This window comes from Streptomyces sp. NRRL F-525 (assembly GCF_000716605.1).
In the GTDB taxonomy this organism is placed as follows: Bacteria; Actinomycetota; Actinomycetes; order Streptomycetales; family Streptomycetaceae; genus Streptomyces.
Genome location: NZ_JNXE01000022.1, coordinates 127,971 through 143,216, shown reverse-complemented (window position 1 = coordinate 143,216; position 15,246 = coordinate 127,971). Strand labels below are relative to the sequence as shown.

Below are 15,246 nucleotides of genomic sequence, written 5' to 3'. Positions count from 1 at the left end.
TATGTGGTTGGCCGGATCCTTTTCGTACCGGATCGGGGCACAAAAGAGGTGGGCCCCGCCGCACGAAGGGGGGAACGTGCGGCGGAGCCCACCTCTGGGGCGGCGGCTGCGGGACTGTCAGGTCACCCGGCCGCCTGGCTCTTCTGGTTCTTCGCGACCGGGGCCAACTGGTCGACAAGGCCCGGGTGTTGCTTCAGCCAGGTGCGGACGGCGTCCTGCTCCCCGCCCTTGCCGGACTTCTGGATCTGCGCCTCAAGGCCGGTGAGCTGGGACTCGGTCATCTTGAAGTCCTTCAGCCACTTCCCCACGTCGGGGTTGTCGCCGGCGAAGCCCTTGCGCGCGACGGTGTGCACGCCGTCGCCCTTGCCCCAGGCGTTCTTCGGGTCCTTGAGCTTCTTCAGCTTGTAGTCGCTGTACGCCCAGTGCGGCGACCAGAGCGTGACGACGATCGGCTGCTTCTTGGCGTACGCCCGCTTCAGCTCGGCCAGCATCGCGGGGGTGGAGCCATCGACGACGTCGTAGGAGCCCTGGAGGCCGTACTCCTTGAGGACCTTGGTCTTCAGGAGGCCCATCATTCCGGCGCTCGGTTCGATGCCGGTGATCTTGCCGCCGAACTCGGAGGCGTGGGTCTTGAGGTCCGCGAGGGTGTTGACGTCCTTCACGTACGACGGGACGGTCAGCTCCAAGGACGTGGAGCCGTACCAGCTGCCGAGGTCGTCGAGCTGCTTGCCGTACTTCTTCCAGTACTCGGCGTGCGTGGTGGGCAGCCAGGAGTCGGTCTGGAAGTCGACCTGGCCGGTGGCGAGGCCAGTGTAGAGCGGGCCCGCCGCGTACTGGGTGGTGGTCACCTTGTAGCCGCGCTCCTCCAGGATCTCCTTCCAGAGGAAGGTGGAGGCGATGCCCTCGTCCCAGGGGATGTAGCCGATGGTGATGTTCTTGCCCTTGCCGACGTCATCGGCGGCGGTCGCCTTCGAGCCGGAGGAGGAGCCGAAGACGCCGATGCCGCTCGCCACGAGGGCGAGGACGACCACGCCGATCACCGCGAACGCGGGGCGCGGGCGGTAGTTCCAGAGCTTGGCGCCGTCGGACGCGCGGGCCTTGGCGGCGGCCCTGCGGCCGAGCGGGGAGATCTGGGTGCCGAGCGCGCTGGTCATGCGGTCGAGGTAGATGGCGAGGACGACGATGCCGACGCCCGCCTCGAAGCCGAAGCCGATGTCGAGCTGGCCGATCGCCTCGTTCACGGCGCCGCCGAGGCCGCCGGTGCCGACCATGCCGGCGATGACGACCATCGACAGGCCCAGCATGATCACCTGGTTGATGCCCGCCATGATCGTCGGGAGCGCCAGCGGCAGTTGGACGCGCAACAGGGTGTCGCGCGGTGAGGTGCCGAACGCCTCGGCCGCTTCGACGAGTTCGGCGTCGACCTGGCGGATGCCCAGCTCGGTCATGCGGACGCCGGGGGCGAGCGCGAAGATCAGGGTGGCGATCACGCCGGCGGAGGTGCCGAGGCCGAAGAAGAGGATCGCCGGGATCAGCAGCACCATCGACGGCATGGTCTGGAGCAGGTCGAGGGCGGGTCGTACGACCGCGCTGACCGTCTTGGAGCGGGCCGCCCAGATGCCCAGCGGGATCGAGATCACCAGGGCGATGACGGTCGCGACGAGGACGAGGGCGAGTGTCGACATCGCCCGGTCCCAGAGATCCAGCGAGTCGATGAGCAGGAACCCGGCGAAGGCCAGGACACCCGCGACCAAGCCGCGCAGCCACCAGGCGATCACGGCGAAGATGCCCGCGAGGAGCAGGGGTTCGGGGGCGGTGAGGACCGCGTTGATGCCGTCGTACATGCCCTCGACGACCGTCTTGATCGCGTCGAAGAGCCAGGACATGTGGGCGAGGAGCCAGTCGACACCGGAGTCGACCCAGTCGCCGAGCGGGAGCCTAGGCATGGGCGGTCACCTCCTCCACGGAGTCCCCGCCGAGGAACGCGACAAGGCGTTCCTGCGGTACGACTCCTACGACCTCGTCGGCCTCGTCGACCACCGCGACCGGGTGGGTGAGGCGGGCGCTGATCGCGCACAGGTCGGTGAAGGGGGTGTCCGGGGTGGCGGTCGCGCAGTCGCAGTCGGCCTCGTGGCCGTCGACACCGGTGTCCATGACGGAGCTCGCGGTCAGCACACGTGAGCGGTCGACGTCCTGGATGAAGGAGGCGACGTAGTCGTTGGCGGGGCGCAGCAGGATGTCCTCGGCCGTGCCGGTCTGGACGATACGGCCGTCGCGCATGACGGCGATGCGGTCGCCCAGGCGCATGGCCTCGTTGAGGTCGTGGGTGATGAAGACGATCGTCTTCTTCAACGACTGCTGCAGTTCCAGGAGTTGGTCCTGCATGTCCCGGCGGATCAGCGGGTCGAGGGCGCTGAACGACTCGTCCATGAGGAGCAGGTCGGCGTCGGTGGCGAGCGCGCGGGCCAGGCCGACGCGCTGCTGCATACCGCCGGACAGCTCGTCGGGCCAGGAGTCCTCCCAGCCGGCCAGGCCGCACAGGGCGAGCGCCTCGCCGGCGCGCTTGAGGCGCTCGGCGCGGGGCACGCCCTGCACTTCAAGACCGTAGGCGGCGTTCTCGCGGACGCTGCGGTGCGGGAAGAGCGCGAAGTGCTGGAAGACCATGCTGATCTTGCGGGCGCGGACCTCGCGGAGTTCGCGGTCGCCGAGCGCGGTCAGGTCCTGGCCGTCGAAGAGGACGCGGCCCGCGGTGGGCTCCAGGAGTCCGTTGAGCATCCGCAGGAGGGTCGACTTGCCGGAGCCGGACAGGCCCATGACGACGAAGATCTGGCCCGGTGCGACGGAGAAGGAGGCGTCGATCACGGCGGCGGTGGTGCCGTCGGCGCGCAGTTCCTCCCGGTCGGCTCCTTCGCGGAGCCGTTCGACTGCCTGGTCGGGTCGTCTGCCGAACACCTTGTACAGATGCTCGGCTTCTAGCCTGGCTGACACGCGTACCTCTCGGTCGGGGACAGGACGGGAGGCGACGGCGACGGACCCGAGGGCCCCTCGACGGTTGAATGTGCAACCGGCATCGCTCCGAGGCCGCGCCTTCCCAGGCTTCCCGGGCGCAAACACAGGAGTGGCCCAGCTCACCACCAGGCGGTGTTGGTCCCTCCGGGTGACATCGAGGGGTGGTCGTCGCGCCGTCGTGCGGCATGATGCGAGGCGTGACCGGACGACTGATGCTCCTCGACACCGCCTCGCTCTACTTCCGCGCCTACTTCGGCGTCCCGGAGTCCGTGAAGGCACCGGACGGCACGCCGGTGAACGCCGTACGCGGACTGCTCGAATTCATCGACCGCCTGGTCAAGGACCACCGCCCCGACCAGCTGGTCGCCTGTATGGACGCGGACTGGCGGCCCCAGTGGCGCGTCGACCTCATCCCGACCTACAAGGCGCACCGCGTCGCCGAGGTCCGCGAGAGCGGCCCGGACGCGGAGGAGGTGCCGGACACGCTCTCCCCGCAGGTGCCGATCATCGGGGCCGTCCTCGACGCGGTCGGCATCGCGCGCGTCGGCGTCGAGCCGTACGAGGCCGACGACGTGATCGGCACGTTCACGGCGCACGCGAAGGGCCCGGTCGACATCGTCACCGGCGACCGCGACCTGTACCAGCTCGTCGACGACGCCCGCGGGATCCGCGTCCTGTATCCGATCAAGGGCGTCGGCACGCTCCAAGTCACGGACGAAGCGTTCCTGCGCGAGAAGTACGGCGTCGACGGGCGCGGCTACGTGGATCTGGCGCTGCTGCGCGGCGACCCGAGCGACGGTCTGCCGGGCGTCCCCGGGATCGGCGAGAAGACGGCGGCGAAGCTGCTCGCCGAGTTCGGGGACGTGGCCGGCATCATGGCCGCGATCGACGACCCCAAGTCCAAGCTGACCCCCTCGCAGCGCAAGCGGCTCGACGAATCACGGCCGTACGTCGCGGTCGCGCCCAAGGTCGTGCGGGTCGCCGACGACGTACCCCTGCCGGATGTCGATACGACGCTCCCGCACGCCCCGCGCGACCCTGAGCTGGTGAGCGCGCTGGCGGACCGCTGGGGGCTGGGCGGATCATTGCAGCGGCTGCTCACCACGCTGAGCGCATAAGCATTGTTCTTGCCCTCGCTTTCTTGCTTTTACCAAAGAATCTAGTGCTAACTTAGGTAAGCCTAAGCATGGGAACCTGGGAGGCCGTCATGGCAGAACGTCCGGCACGGAAGCCGCGTAAGCCCCACTCCGCGCAGGTCGTCCGCACCGAGCGCCTGACTCCCCATATGCAGCGTGTGGTGCTCGGCGGCGCGGGTCTGGCCGAGTTCTCGGCGGACACCTGCACCGACCATTACGTGAAACTGCTGTTCCCGGCCGGGGGCGCGGTCTACCCCGAGCCCTTCGACGTGGAGCGCATCCGCGCCGAGTTCCCGCGCGAGCAGTGGCCGGTGACCCGCACCTACACCGTGCGCGCCTGGGACCCCGAGCACCTCGAGATGACCCTGGACTTCGTGATCCACGGCGACGAGGGCCTCGCCGGGCCGTGGGCGACCCGGGTCCAGCCGGGCGAGACCGTCCACTTCATGGGCCCCGGCGGCGCCTACGCCCCCGACGCGGGCGCCGACTGGCATCTGCTCGCCGGTGACGAGAGCGCGCTGCCCGCGATCGCCCGCGCGCTGGAGTCGCTGCCCGAGGGGGCGACGGCCCACGCCTTCGTGGAGATCTCCGGCCCGGAGGAGGAGCAGAAGATCGACTCCGACATCGAGGTCGTCTGGCTGCACCGTGGCGACCGTCCCGTCGGCGAGACACTCGCCGAGGCCGTACGGGCGCTGGAGTTCCCCGAGGGCCGGATGCACGCCTTCGTGCACGGCGAGGCGGCCTTCGTGAAAGACCTCCGCGCCCTGCTGCGCGTCGAGTTGGCGATCCCGCGCGAGGATCTGTCGATCTCCGGCTACTGGCGCCTGGGCCACAACGAGGACGGCTGGCAGGCGTCGAAGCGGGAGTGGAACGCGAAGATCGAGGCGGAGCAGGAGGGGGCTTCGGCGGCCGCGTAGCGCCGGGGAGAGAACCGGGGAACGGGGCGGCGCCTTCGGGCACCGCCCCTTCGTCATGCCCGAGCCGGTCGCGCCGATGGCCGCTATGACCGGAACGAGTCCATCGGCGTGAGGACTTAGGCCCGTCACAGACACGGCGGCGTGACGCGGCGGAAACAGCGGCTCCCTAATTTCTGTCACCCGACAGGAATTCCGCTGTCGCCGTCAGGATTCCGCTCTCCTGCGCCGAAGGCAGGTGCCGCCGTGACCACAACAGCCCCCTCCGACCTACGCCCCGATCCGCCCAACTCCCCCTCCCCCGAGGACGGCTCCCTCGCGGAGTTCGGCTACCGCCAGGAGCTGCACCGCAGCCTGGGCCGGTACGCGTCGTTCGCGGCCGGGTTCTCCTTCATCTCCGTACTGACGACCGTCTTCCAGTTCTTCGCCTTCGGGTACGCGTTCGGCGGCCCGGTCTTCTTCTGGGCCTGGCCGATCGTGCTGGCCGGCCAGCTCCTGGTGGCCGCCTGCTTCGCTGAACTGGCCGCGCGCTACCCGATCTCGGGCGCGATCTACCAGTGGTCGTCCCGCCTCTCCAACGCGACCTTCGGCTGGTTCGCGGGCTGGATCATGGTGATAGGCCAGATCGTGGTGGTCGCGGCAGCCGCGCTGGCCCTCCAGATGGTGCTGCCGGCGATCTGGTCGGGCTTCCAGCTGGTGGGCGGCGACCCGGCCCCCACCTCACCGGACGGCGCGGCCAACGCGGCGGTCCTGGGCGTGATCCTGCTGGTCCTGACGACGCTGGTGAACATCCTCGACAACCGCGTGATGTCGGTGATCAACCGGGTCGGCGTGACGGCGGAGATCATCGGCGCGATCCTGATCGTCGTCCTCCTCCTGACCCACTCGAAGCGCACCCCGAGCATCACCTTCCACACGACCGGCAGCCTGGAGGGCGGACTGCTCGGCGCCCTGCTGGTGGGGTCGTTCACGGCGGCGTACGTGATGATCGGCTTCGACAGCGCGGGCGAGATGAGCGAGGAGACCCACAACCCCCGCCGCACCGCGCCCCGCACGATCCTCACCGCGCTCAGCGCGGCGGGCCTGCTCGGCGGCCTGATCATCCTCGGCGGCCTCCTCGCCGCCCCCAGCCTGACCGACGGCCATCTGGGCGTCGACGGCCTGAGCTACGTCCTCACGAGCAGCCTCGGCGACGGCGTCGGCAAGGCCCTGCTGGCGGACGTGGTGGTGGCGATCGCCGTAGCGACGCTGGCCATCCAGACGGCGGCCTGCCGCATGCTCTTCTCGATGGCCCGGGACGGCCAACTCCCCTTCTCCGCCCGCCTGTCCAAGGTCAACCCCCGCACGGGCATGCCCAGCGCCCCGGCCATCGTCGTAGGCATCCTGTCGGCCGCCCTGCTCCTTCTCAACTTCGCCTCCCCGGACGCGTTCCTCGCCATCGGCACGACCTGCATCGTGATGCTGTACCTGGCGTACGCGATGGTGACGGGCCCGCTGCTGTTCCGGCGCGTGCGGGGCGAGTTCGAGGTGGAGGGCGCGGACGAGACGGGCGCGCGCCTGTTCTCCCTGGGCCGGTGGGGGGTGCCGGTCAACGCGCTGGCGCTTCTCTACGGCCTGGTCATGACCGTCAACCTGGCGTGGCCGCGGGCCGCTGTGTACGACCCGGCGGGTGGGCACTGGTACTTCCAGTGGTTCACGGTGTTGTTCTTGGTGGTGACGGTTGTGTTCGGAGCCTTGTACCGGCTCATGCGCGCGCGGCGCGTGCGCTCCGCGACCGAACCTGCTCGATCCCTTGCGGATTCTACTCAACTGCCGCCTGAATAAGCCTTGTTGTGGTCGGTTGGCGGCGCATGGACGGCGCACTGGACGGAGCGTGAAGCCGCGCATCCGGCAAGCGGAGAACCGCTCCATGCGCCGGGGTAGCACCATGCGCCGGGGCAGCACGCCCTTTTGGGGAGACGTGGGCCGTCGCATGGTCCGAAGCAAGGGCCTTTCAGGGCGAATTGACGACATGACGCGATGTCGCACCCGGGCCCGTCGGAGGTGATGCCCGGATGTCCGCGACGGCCGGCGGCCCAACACCTCGCGACAGCGCCTTGCTTGAGTTCCGACCGGCCTCGAACAGTTGACTGGACCCGCAGGCACATCGGAAGGTGGAGACGCCCCGCGACCGCACCGTCCGGCGGTCGCCGCCATGGCCTCGGCCATGGCTGACGTCATCACCCGGCGCGCGGTCGACGATGCCCGCTCGACCGGTTCAGCCCGCAGGTCTTGTCCGTGTACTAATCAGCCACGGCGCCGTCACGGCGCAGGGAGTACAGCGCGCAGTTCGTGGACTTGGTCGACTCCGTCACCCGGAGGGCACCGTCAAGGGCTCCGCCCCCACCCAGCCGCCAAGGGGGCCGTAGCCCTGGCCGTCGGCTGCGTGCGGCGGCCCGAGGTCACCCTCCGCGAGTCTCCGATTCCGTGCTCCGCCCAAGCCGAAAGGCCTGACAACCACTGCTGATGCCAGGTCTTGCGTCCCGACAGGAGATCAGCACGATGAGCACATCCGCGCTCCGAGCGCATTACACATGGCAGGGGAACCCGAACGTCGACCTGCTCAATCGCAGCGGCGACGACTGGACGTACGACATGGGGCTCCTGCCCGTCGCCGCCGACCCCGAGGAGTGGGCGGCCATCGGACTCGCCGACTGCACCGCGTGGTGTTACCCCGGCGCGGACAAGGACGAGCTGTTCCTGGCGTACCACCTCTACGCGTGGATGTTCGCCCTCGACCTGCTGTTCCCGCGGACGTTCAAACCCGAGCGCGACCTCCAGGGAGCGCGGGCCCTGGTGGACCGGCTGTCGCTGTTCATGCCGTTGCACGGCATCTCCCACGCGATGCCGAAGCACCCCATAGAGAGGTCCCTTGCCGATTTATGGACACGGATGACTCCGACCAGGTCGACGGAGTGGAAACGTAACATGCGGAATGCCGTACTGGAATATGCCGACGGCCAGTGCTGGGAGTTGGAGTGCATGCGCTCCGGGCGTATCCCTGATCCGGCCGAGTACCTTGTCCGCCGCCGCGGCTCGTTCGGCGGCCAGGTCGGGATCTGCCTCGCCGAGCACGTGGCCGCCGCGGAAGTGCCGGCCCGGGTGCGCCGCTCCCGTCCCTTCCGTGCGCTGACGGACGCCTGGATAGACCTTCAGACGCTCTACAACGACGTCCGCTCCTACCGTCGAGAGGTCGAGAAGGAGGACGAGATATGCAACTTCGTCCTCGTGTTCGCGAGGTTCCTGGACATCTCCATCGACGAGGCCGCGACCGTCATCACCCGGCTGCGCACGGCCAGGCAGTCGGAGTACGAACACCTTGAGAAGACTCAACTCCCGGACATCTGCGAACAGTTGCGACTGAACGGCAACGACCGTGAGCAGTTGTCGGCCGTCGTCGAAGTGATGGGTTACCACCTCGCCGCCGTCGACGCCTGGACGACCACCGCCCCGCGGTATCAGGCGCCCGCCCCGGGAGACGTGCCCGCCACCGTTCTCGGATCCTGAGGACCCGAACCGCCGCGTACGCTTGATCGTGATGAGACGCCGTACCCCGCCCCCGCCCTCTCCGCTGCCCCAGCGCGACGGAGTGGACCCGGTGCGGGTGCGGCTGCCGGCCGGGAACGCGTGGGCGACCGTGCGGGATCATCTCGTGGCGCGGCTCGCGGCCGGGGCCGAGGTGATCGACACCATGCTCGCCGAGGGACGGATCGTGGACGTCACCGGACGCCCGGTGTCGCGGGACACGGCGTACGCGCCCGGGACGTTCGTGTGGTTCCACCGGGAGCTGCCGGACGAGGAGCGCGTGCCGTTCCCGATCGACGTCGTGTACCGGGACGAGCACGTGGTGGTGGCCGACAAGCCGCACTTCCTGGCCACCACCCCGCGCGGCAGCCACGTCGCCGAGACGGCCCTGGCGCGGCTGCGGCGGCAGCTGGGAATCCCGGCACTGGGCGCGGCCCACCGCCTCGACCGGCTGACGGCCGGGCTGGTGCTGTTCATCGTGCGACCGGAGGAGCGCGGCGCGTACCAGTCGCTCTTCCGCGACCGGCGGGTGGCGAAGGAGTACGAGGCGGTGGCCCCGTACGACCCGACGCTGACCCTGCCGCGCACCCTGCGCAGCCGGATCGTCAAGGAGCGCGGGATCCTGGCGGCCCAGGAGGTCGAGGGCGAGCCCAACGCCATCAGCCGGGTCGAGCTGCTGGAGCACCGGCACGGGCGGGCCCGGTACCGGCTCACTCCGCGTACCGGGCAGACGCACCAACTGCGGGTGCACATGAGCGCGTTGGGCGTGCCCATCCTCGGCGATCCGCTCTATCCGGTGGTGACCGACCCCGTGCCGGCCGGTGATTTCCGCCGTCCGCTCCAACTGCTGGCGCGGGTCCTGGAGTTCACCGATCCGGTCACGGGGTGCGAGCACCGGTTCGTCAGCCCGCGGGTGCTGCGGGCCTGGTCGTCGTACGAGGAGTGGGCGGGGTGACCCCGGTGGCCGGTCGTCTCATTCGCCGTGCCACCAGCGCAGGAAACGGCGCAACAGGCCCGGTCGGTGGGCCGGTTCGGGCACCGGCGCCGCGGCGGGCACGGCGGTGGGCTCGTCGACCGGGGCGGCGGGCGCCGGAACCGTGGGCGGGGTCGGCACGAAGCTGACCTGCCAGTCGTTCGGGCGCTGCCGCAGCGACGGGTTGACGGCGGGCTGCTCGGCGACGTCCTGCTGGGCCTTCGGCGTGAACCTCACCGGCAGCTCCACCAGGTGCCGGTTCCCGATGGACGACCGCCAGCGCAGTTCGTCCTCCTCGCAGTCGAGCTGGATGTCCGGAACCCGGGTCAGCAGCGCGTCGACGCCCACGTCGGCGATGGCACGGCCGATGTCCTGGCCCGGGCACTCGTGAGTGCCGCCGCCGAAAGCGAGGTGCGAGCGGTTGCCCATCATGTTGGCCTTGAGGTCGGGCCGCACCCGGGGGTCCACGTTGCCCGGCGCGGGCGCGAACAGCAGTCCGTCGCCCTTGCGGATGCGCTGGCCGCCCAGCTCCGTCTCCTGCTTGGCGAAGTAGGCGAAGACGGTACTGAACGGCGGCTCGTCCCACAGTGACTGCTCGACCGCCTCGGGCACGGTCATCTGGCCGCCGTTCAGCTGGGCCCGGAAGCCCGGTTCGGTGAGCACCATGCGCAGCACGTTGGCGAGGAGGTTCGCCGTGGTCTCGTAGGAGGCGAGGAGCACCACGCGCAGGTGTTCCCTGACCTCGTCGTCGGTGAGCCCCGCCGGGTGGGTGACGAGATGGCTGGTGAAGTCCTCCTGCGGCTGGACCCGGCGCCGTACGGCGAGCCGACTGAGGACCTCCATGAGGTAGGCGTGGCTGGCGAGCGCGGTCTCCGTGCCCTTGAGACAGTCGCGGGCGGCCTGTACCAGCCGGTCGCCGTACTCCTCGGGCATGCCGAGGATCTCGCACATGACCGCCATCGGCAGATGCTCGGCGAACTCCGCGACCAGGTCGGCGTTGCCGTCCTCGCAGAACTGGTTGACGAGGTGTTGGGTGGCCCGGTTGATGTGGCGGCGGATGCCCCGGTGGTCGATGGTCGACATGGCTCCGGTGACCGCGCCGCGCAGCCGCCGGTGCTCGTCGCCCTCGGCGTGCGCGCAGATGGGCTGCCAGGCGAAGTGCGGCATCAGCGGGTGGTCGGGCTTGACCGTGCCGTCCAGCATGGCGGTCCACAACCGGCTGTCCTTGCAGAACTGCGAGGGGCTGCTCACCATGTGCAGGTTCTCGCCGTGACCGAGCACCACCCAGATCGGCACGTCCTGGTGCAGCAGCGCGGGGGCCACCGCACCGTGTTCGGCGCGGAGTTTCTCGTACACGGCTCCCAGGTCCTCGGCCTCGGGACCGTACAGTCGGCGCAGCCCGCCGGGGCCCGTGCCGTGCGCGGGGCAGCCGGGCGGCGGACCGAGCCTGGTGTCGTCCGTGCCGGTCGGGGAGTGAGGTTCAGGCGTCACAGTGATCGCTCCGGGAACTGAAGTGGATCCGGTGTCGGGGGAGTTGGGCGGGTCAGGTGAGTGAGCCCGTCATCGCCAGGGAGTGCAGGAAGCGCATCAGCGTCATCAGGACGTCCCGGCTGGAGGCGCGGCGGCGCGCGTCGCACTCGATGATGGGGACGTCCGGGGACAGGTCGAGCGCCGTGCGCAGGTCCTCGACGGGGTAATGCGGGCCGTCCGGGAAGGAGTTGACGGCGATCACGAACGGCACCCCGCGCTCCTCCAGCCGCCCTATGACGTCGAAGCTGACTTCGAGGCGCCGCGTGTCGATCAGCACCACCGCGCCGAGCGCGCCCTCGAACAGCCCGTTCCACAGGAACCAGAAGCGTTCCTGGCCGGGGGTGCCGAAGAGGTACAGCACCAGCTGGTCGGTGATGCTGATGCGGCCGAAGTCCATCGCGACGGTGGTGGCCGTCTTGGTGTCCGAGCCGTAGTTGTCGTCGACGCCGACGCCGGCCTGCGTCATGGTCTCCTCGGTGGTCAGCGGCCTGATCTCGCTGACCGAACCGACCATGGTCGTCTTGCCGACCCCGAAGCCGCCGACGATCACGATCTTCACCGCGGCCTGGGCCGTGTGCGGGAGATGGTCCTCGGTCCGAGGGCCCGTGATGGTGTCAGAGCTTTTGAAGTCCATGCATCACCGCTTCGAGGAGGGAACGGTCGGGGAGCGCCTGGCGGACGATCGGGGCGCGCGCCTGCACCAGTTCGGCCGTCAGCAGCTCGGTGAGCAGGACGGTCACCACGCTGTACGGCAGGTTCAGGTAGGCCGACAGCTCGGCCACGGAAAGGGGGGCGATACAGAGCCCGAGCAGGGCCGCCTGCTCGGGAGTGGCCGACTGCGGCGCGTCGGAACGCGCCACGATCAGCGTGACCAGGTCGAGTTCGGCCCGGTCGCCGTCCTCGGCCGCGCCGGTGAGCACGTACAGCCGCTCCGGGATCTTTCCTTCGCCCTGCTTCTTGGCGGGCTCGGGCGGCGGCCCATCCTTCGGATGTCGCCGCTGGCGTTGCGGAGGAGTCATACGGTCTGCCCGTTGCGCCTCGGCGGGCTGGTGAGGTGGGCGCCGATTCTGACGACGAGGTCACGCATGCGGTTGCTCATCAGGCCGGGCTCGGCGACCACGTCGGACAGGACGGCCAGGTAGGCGTTGGCGCCGGCGGCCATCAGATAGAAGTAGCCGCCGTTGATCTCGATGATGACCATCTTCATCCGGCCGTCGCTGCCCGGGATCTCGGAGGCGACGGCGCCCGCCAGGCTCTGCAGTCCGGCACAGGCCGCGGCGACGCGGTCGGCCGCGTCCGGGTCGCCGCCGTAGCGGGCGATGCGCAGCCCGTCGGCGGACAGGACCACGATCTGCTGGATGCCGGGCACGCCGTCGGCGAGATCCTTGAGCATCCAGTCGAAGTTGGCTCGCTGCTGGATCACTTGAGGTCCCCCTCGTCGTCGGCCTCGACTCGGGCCGGCTCGGTCTTCTGGGTGAAAGCGGTCGGGTCCGGGTCACCCTTGAGGCCTTCCATGAACGCCTCGACCCACAGGCCCGGTTCGGGTTCGTCCTTCTTCTCCGGCTCGGGCTCGGGCGCGCCCCAGGCGGAGCGGGCCTCCCTGGCGGCGGCCTCGGCGCGCTCGGCGGCGGCCTGTTCGGCGTACCGCTGCGCGAGCGGGACCTTGACCCGGCTGCGGCGCTGCGGCAGGCCGCCCGCCGTCCACTCGGTGACCTCGGGAACCTCGTCCTCCATGCTCACCGAGGCCGGGATGCGCGGGCTGGTGGGACGGCGCCGCTTGATCGTGCGCTTGGGGCCGTCGACCGCGCCGAGTTCGGCCTTGGGCATGGCGGTGGCGCCGATGCCGTGGGCGAGTCCGGGTGCGGTGCCGGGCGTGAGCATCTCGCTGGGCACGATGAGGACGGCGCGGACGCCGCCGTAGGCCGAGGCGCGCAGCGAGATCTGCATGTTGTACGTCGCGCAGAGCCGGCCGACGACCTGGAGGCCCAGGCGCGGGCTCTCGCCCAGGTCCTGGAGGTCGGTACCGGCCTTGGCACGCTCCAGCATGCCCTCGGCCCGCGCCCGCGACTCCTCGCTGAGGCTGACGCCGCCGTCCTCGATCTCGATGGCGACACCGGTCTGCACCTCTACGGCGGTGACGTGCACCTTGGTCTGCGGGGGCGAGTAACGCGTGGCGTTGTCGAGGAGTTCGGCCGCCGCGTGGATGACCGGCTCGACGGAGATGCCGCGGATGTTGACCTTGGCGATGGAGTGCAGCTCGATGCGGCGGTACTCCAGGATGCGGGACATGGCGCCGCGCAACACGCTGTACAGCGGCACCGGTTCGGGCCACTGGCGGCCCGGGCGGCCACCGCCGAGCACCGAGATGGAGTCGGCGAGACGGCCGATCAGCGCGGTGCCGTGGTCGATGCGCAGGAGGTCGTCGAAGACCTCGGGGTTACGGCCGTGGTCCTCCTCCATCTCCCGGAGTTCCTTGGCCTGTTGGTGGACGATGGCCTGCACACGGCGGGCGATGCTGACGAAGGAACGCTGCGCGGAGTCACGCATGTTCTCCTCGCGCTCCACGATCCTGAGCACGGTCCGCAGCAAGTCGCGCTGCGGATCGGGAAGTTGCCGCCACTCCGGATCGGCGTCGACGACTTGGCGAATCACCTCTCCGGGGGATTCTCCAGTGCTGAGCCGGTGCAGCGTGGCGGGCAGGATCTCCTGACCGAGGCGGACCATCTCTTGGTTCTGGTCGGCGAGCCGCCGTTCCAGATACGCGGTGTGACGGTCGTGCGCGGCGCGCAGGTCCCGCAGGTTGCGTCCGCGACGTACCGCTTCGGCCGCCGTCATGATCACCAGCAGGGTGGCGACGGCTCCGCACCAGCCGACGGCGATCCGGGCAGGCCCCGCCACCAGGGCGACGGCGGCCCCGGTCGCCGTGGCCATCACTATGGCAGGCGGCAACAGCACGCGCGCGTAGGGAAGTTCACGGCCACCGGGGGGCGATTGAACACTCACCATGTATGCCCTCTAAAGACAGGTCGACTGGGGGGATTGGGGGGAAATCCGGGGGGAGCTTCTGTATCTTTTGCATGTTTGGGAACAAGCGCACGAATACAGCCCAACTCGGTGCGCTGCGGGCGAGCTTAGTCCGACCGGATCACCGCTGTGTCATATTCAGCAAGCCCCTGAAAAGGGACACGGAAGGGGAGTACCCTCAGCCCATTTACACGCTGCGGCTTCAATCGCACACAGCGCGTTACGGTGAACGGGCATACGAAAATCACTCACCGTAACGAGTGAAGCCCCGGTTCCGGCTCGGGTTCAGGCCCGAATTCCGGCTCAGATTCCCGCGATGCGCAACGCCGCGTCGGCCGTCGCCTCCGCGAAGGCGGACACCGGCCGCTCGGGATCGGAACGGTGCACGAGGATGACGCCCTCGATCAGCCCGAACACCAGATCCGTCCGCAGCTCCAACTCACTCTTGGCGAGCGCGCCACCGGCCGCGGTCGCGGCGAGCAACTGCCGGTAGGCGTCCTTGAGTTCAGCGCGTACGGCATGGAAACCGGCGAACCGCTCGGCGCGCACTTCGGGCAGCAGATACAGCCCGCCGAGGTTGTGCGAACCGCCGCACAACAGCTCGACGTCCGTACGGCACAGCTCCCACAGCCGCCCCTCGGCCGGGGTCGCGTCGTCCGTGAGGAGTTCCCGGGCGTACGTCAGCGAGGGCGTGACCGTGGACTCCAGGAGGTCCGCGAGCAGCTCCTCCTTGCCGGAGACGTAGTGGTACATCGACGCCTGCCGCATGCCCGCGCGCTCGGCGACGGCCCGCGTGGTGGTGGCCGCGTAGCCCCGGGTGGTGAACAACTCGGCGGCGGCGGAGAGGAGTTCGGCGCGCGGGGTCAGTCCGCTGTCCGGCCGCTGATCGGCCCGCGGCCTGCCGACCCGGCGGCCCCCCTGTGCACCTGGTGTCCCCATGCGTTCGATCCTCGCACACGGCCCCGCACGGCGACGGCCCGGCGATCTTGGTGAGGGCTCGGTAACCGAGCGGCAACACCCGGGCAACCCCGGTGACCCGCCCGCCTCCTAATTTCTGTCGAGCGACAGAAATGCCGCGCGACCACCACGTCCCCGC

Annotated in this window: 13 protein-coding genes; 5 read left to right on the top strand and 8 right to left on the bottom strand. The window is 69.7% G+C overall.

What is annotated here, in order from left to right; all coding sequences use genetic code 11:
• Nucleotides 1–122: 122 nt before the first annotated feature.
• Nucleotides 123–1,946, bottom strand: coding sequence for an ABC transporter permease/substrate binding protein (locus OO69_RS28925; protein WP_033283757.1), 1,824 nt, complete (start codon nt 1,944–1,946; stop codon nt 123–125).
• Nucleotides 1,939–2,988, bottom strand: coding sequence for a quaternary amine ABC transporter ATP-binding protein (locus OO69_RS28920; protein WP_033283756.1), 1,050 nt, complete (start codon nt 2,986–2,988; stop codon nt 1,939–1,941). The genes OO69_RS28925 and OO69_RS28920 overlap by 8 nt, the downstream gene beginning before the upstream one ends.
• 209 nt (nt 2,989–3,197) lie before the next feature.
• Between OO69_RS28920 and OO69_RS28915 the strand changes: the two genes are divergently transcribed.
• The 5 genes from OO69_RS28915 to OO69_RS28895 all read left to right on the top strand — a co-directional run bounded on the left by OO69_RS28915 (nt 3,198) and on the right by OO69_RS28895 (nt 9,578).
• A complete protein-coding gene (locus tag OO69_RS28915; protein WP_234444555.1) occupies nt 3,198–4,127 on the top strand; it encodes a 5'-3' exonuclease in 930 nt (309 codons plus the stop codon).
• An 89-nt stretch (nt 4,128–4,216) separates the two neighbouring features.
• On the top strand, nt 4,217–5,062 hold the full coding sequence (locus OO69_RS28910; RefSeq protein WP_033283774.1) for a siderophore-interacting protein: 846 nt from the start codon (nt 4,217–4,219) through the stop codon (nt 5,060–5,062).
• 243 nt (nt 5,063–5,305) lie between these two features.
• Nucleotides 5,306–6,883, top strand: a complete 1,578-nt coding sequence (locus tag OO69_RS28905; RefSeq protein ID WP_033283754.1) for an amino acid permease — start codon at nt 5,306–5,308, stop codon at nt 6,881–6,883.
• Nucleotides 6,884–7,600: 717 nt separating this feature from the next.
• Nucleotides 7,601–8,605 (top strand): terpene synthase family protein, encoded by a 1,005-nt coding sequence (locus tag OO69_RS28900; protein WP_033283753.1) that lies wholly within the window; start codon nt 7,601–7,603, stop codon nt 8,603–8,605.
• A 31-nt stretch (nt 8,606–8,636) separates the two neighbouring features.
• Nucleotides 8,637–9,578: an RluA family pseudouridine synthase gene (locus OO69_RS28895; protein WP_078652601.1), complete on the top strand. Its 942-nt coding sequence runs from the start codon at nt 8,637–8,639 to the stop codon at nt 9,576–9,578.
• Between the two features lie 18 nt (nt 9,579–9,596).
• Here OO69_RS28895 and OO69_RS28890 read toward each other — a convergent pair whose 3' ends face one another.
• The 6 genes from OO69_RS28890 to OO69_RS28865 all read right to left on the bottom strand — a co-directional run bounded on the left by OO69_RS28890 (nt 9,597) and on the right by OO69_RS28865 (nt 15,089).
• Nucleotides 9,597–11,087 (bottom strand): cytochrome P450, encoded by a 1,491-nt coding sequence (locus OO69_RS28890; protein WP_033283751.1) that lies wholly within the window; start codon nt 11,085–11,087, stop codon nt 9,597–9,599.
• A gap of 52 nt (nt 11,088–11,139) precedes the next feature.
• Entirely contained in the window at nt 11,140–11,760 is a 621-nt protein-coding gene (locus OO69_RS28885) for a GTP-binding protein (protein ID WP_019064914.1), read from the bottom strand.
• A complete protein-coding gene (locus OO69_RS28880; protein ID WP_033283750.1) occupies nt 11,741–12,145 on the bottom strand; it encodes a DUF742 domain-containing protein in 405 nt (134 codons plus the stop codon). Before OO69_RS28880 ends, OO69_RS28885 begins: the two co-directional genes overlap by 20 nt.
• Complete coding sequence (locus tag OO69_RS28875; RefSeq protein ID WP_019066134.1) at nt 12,142–12,549, bottom strand: roadblock/LC7 domain-containing protein; 408 nt, start codon at nt 12,547–12,549, stop codon at nt 12,142–12,144. The genes OO69_RS28880 and OO69_RS28875 overlap by 4 nt, the downstream gene beginning before the upstream one ends.
• Entirely contained in the window at nt 12,546–14,132 is a 1,587-nt protein-coding gene (locus OO69_RS28870; protein ID WP_078652600.1) for a sensor histidine kinase, read from the bottom strand. Before OO69_RS28870 ends, OO69_RS28875 begins: the two co-directional genes overlap by 4 nt.
• A 321-nt stretch (nt 14,133–14,453) precedes the next feature.
• A complete protein-coding gene (locus tag OO69_RS28865) occupies nt 14,454–15,089 on the bottom strand; it encodes a TetR/AcrR family transcriptional regulator (RefSeq protein WP_033283748.1) in 636 nt (211 codons plus the stop codon).
• Nucleotides 15,090–15,246 lie beyond the last annotated feature (157 nt).

What these genes read in the sequence shown, in the direction of transcription:
- OO69_RS28925 (WP_033283757.1), bottom strand. Translation starts at nt 1,946, where the DNA reads ATGCCTAGGCTCCCGCTCGGCGACTGGGTCGACTCCGGTGTCGACTGG.
- OO69_RS28915 (WP_234444555.1), top strand. Translation starts at nt 3,198, where the DNA reads ATGCGAGGCGTGACCGGACGACTGATGCTCCTCGACACCGCCTCGCTC.
- OO69_RS28910 (WP_033283774.1), top strand. Translation starts at nt 4,217, where the DNA reads ATGGCAGAACGTCCGGCACGGAAGCCGCGTAAGCCCCACTCCGCGCAG.
- OO69_RS28900 (WP_033283753.1), top strand. Translation starts at nt 7,601, where the DNA reads ATGAGCACATCCGCGCTCCGAGCGCATTACACATGGCAGGGGAACCCG.
- OO69_RS28895 (WP_078652601.1), top strand. Translation starts at nt 8,637, where the DNA reads ATGAGACGCCGTACCCCGCCCCCGCCCTCTCCGCTGCCCCAGCGCGAC.
- OO69_RS28885 (WP_019064914.1), bottom strand. Translation starts at nt 11,760, where the DNA reads ATGGACTTCAAAAGCTCTGACACCATCACGGGCCCTCGGACCGAGGAC.
- OO69_RS28880 (WP_033283750.1), bottom strand. Translation starts at nt 12,145, where the DNA reads ATGACTCCTCCGCAACGCCAGCGGCGACATCCGAAGGATGGGCCGCCG.
- OO69_RS28870 (WP_078652600.1), bottom strand. Translation starts at nt 14,132, where the DNA reads ATGGTGAGTGTTCAATCGCCCCCCGGTGGCCGTGAACTTCCCTACGCG.
- OO69_RS28865 (WP_033283748.1), bottom strand. Translation starts at nt 15,089, where the DNA reads ATGGGGACACCAGGTGCACAGGGGGGCCGCCGGGTCGGCAGGCCGCGG.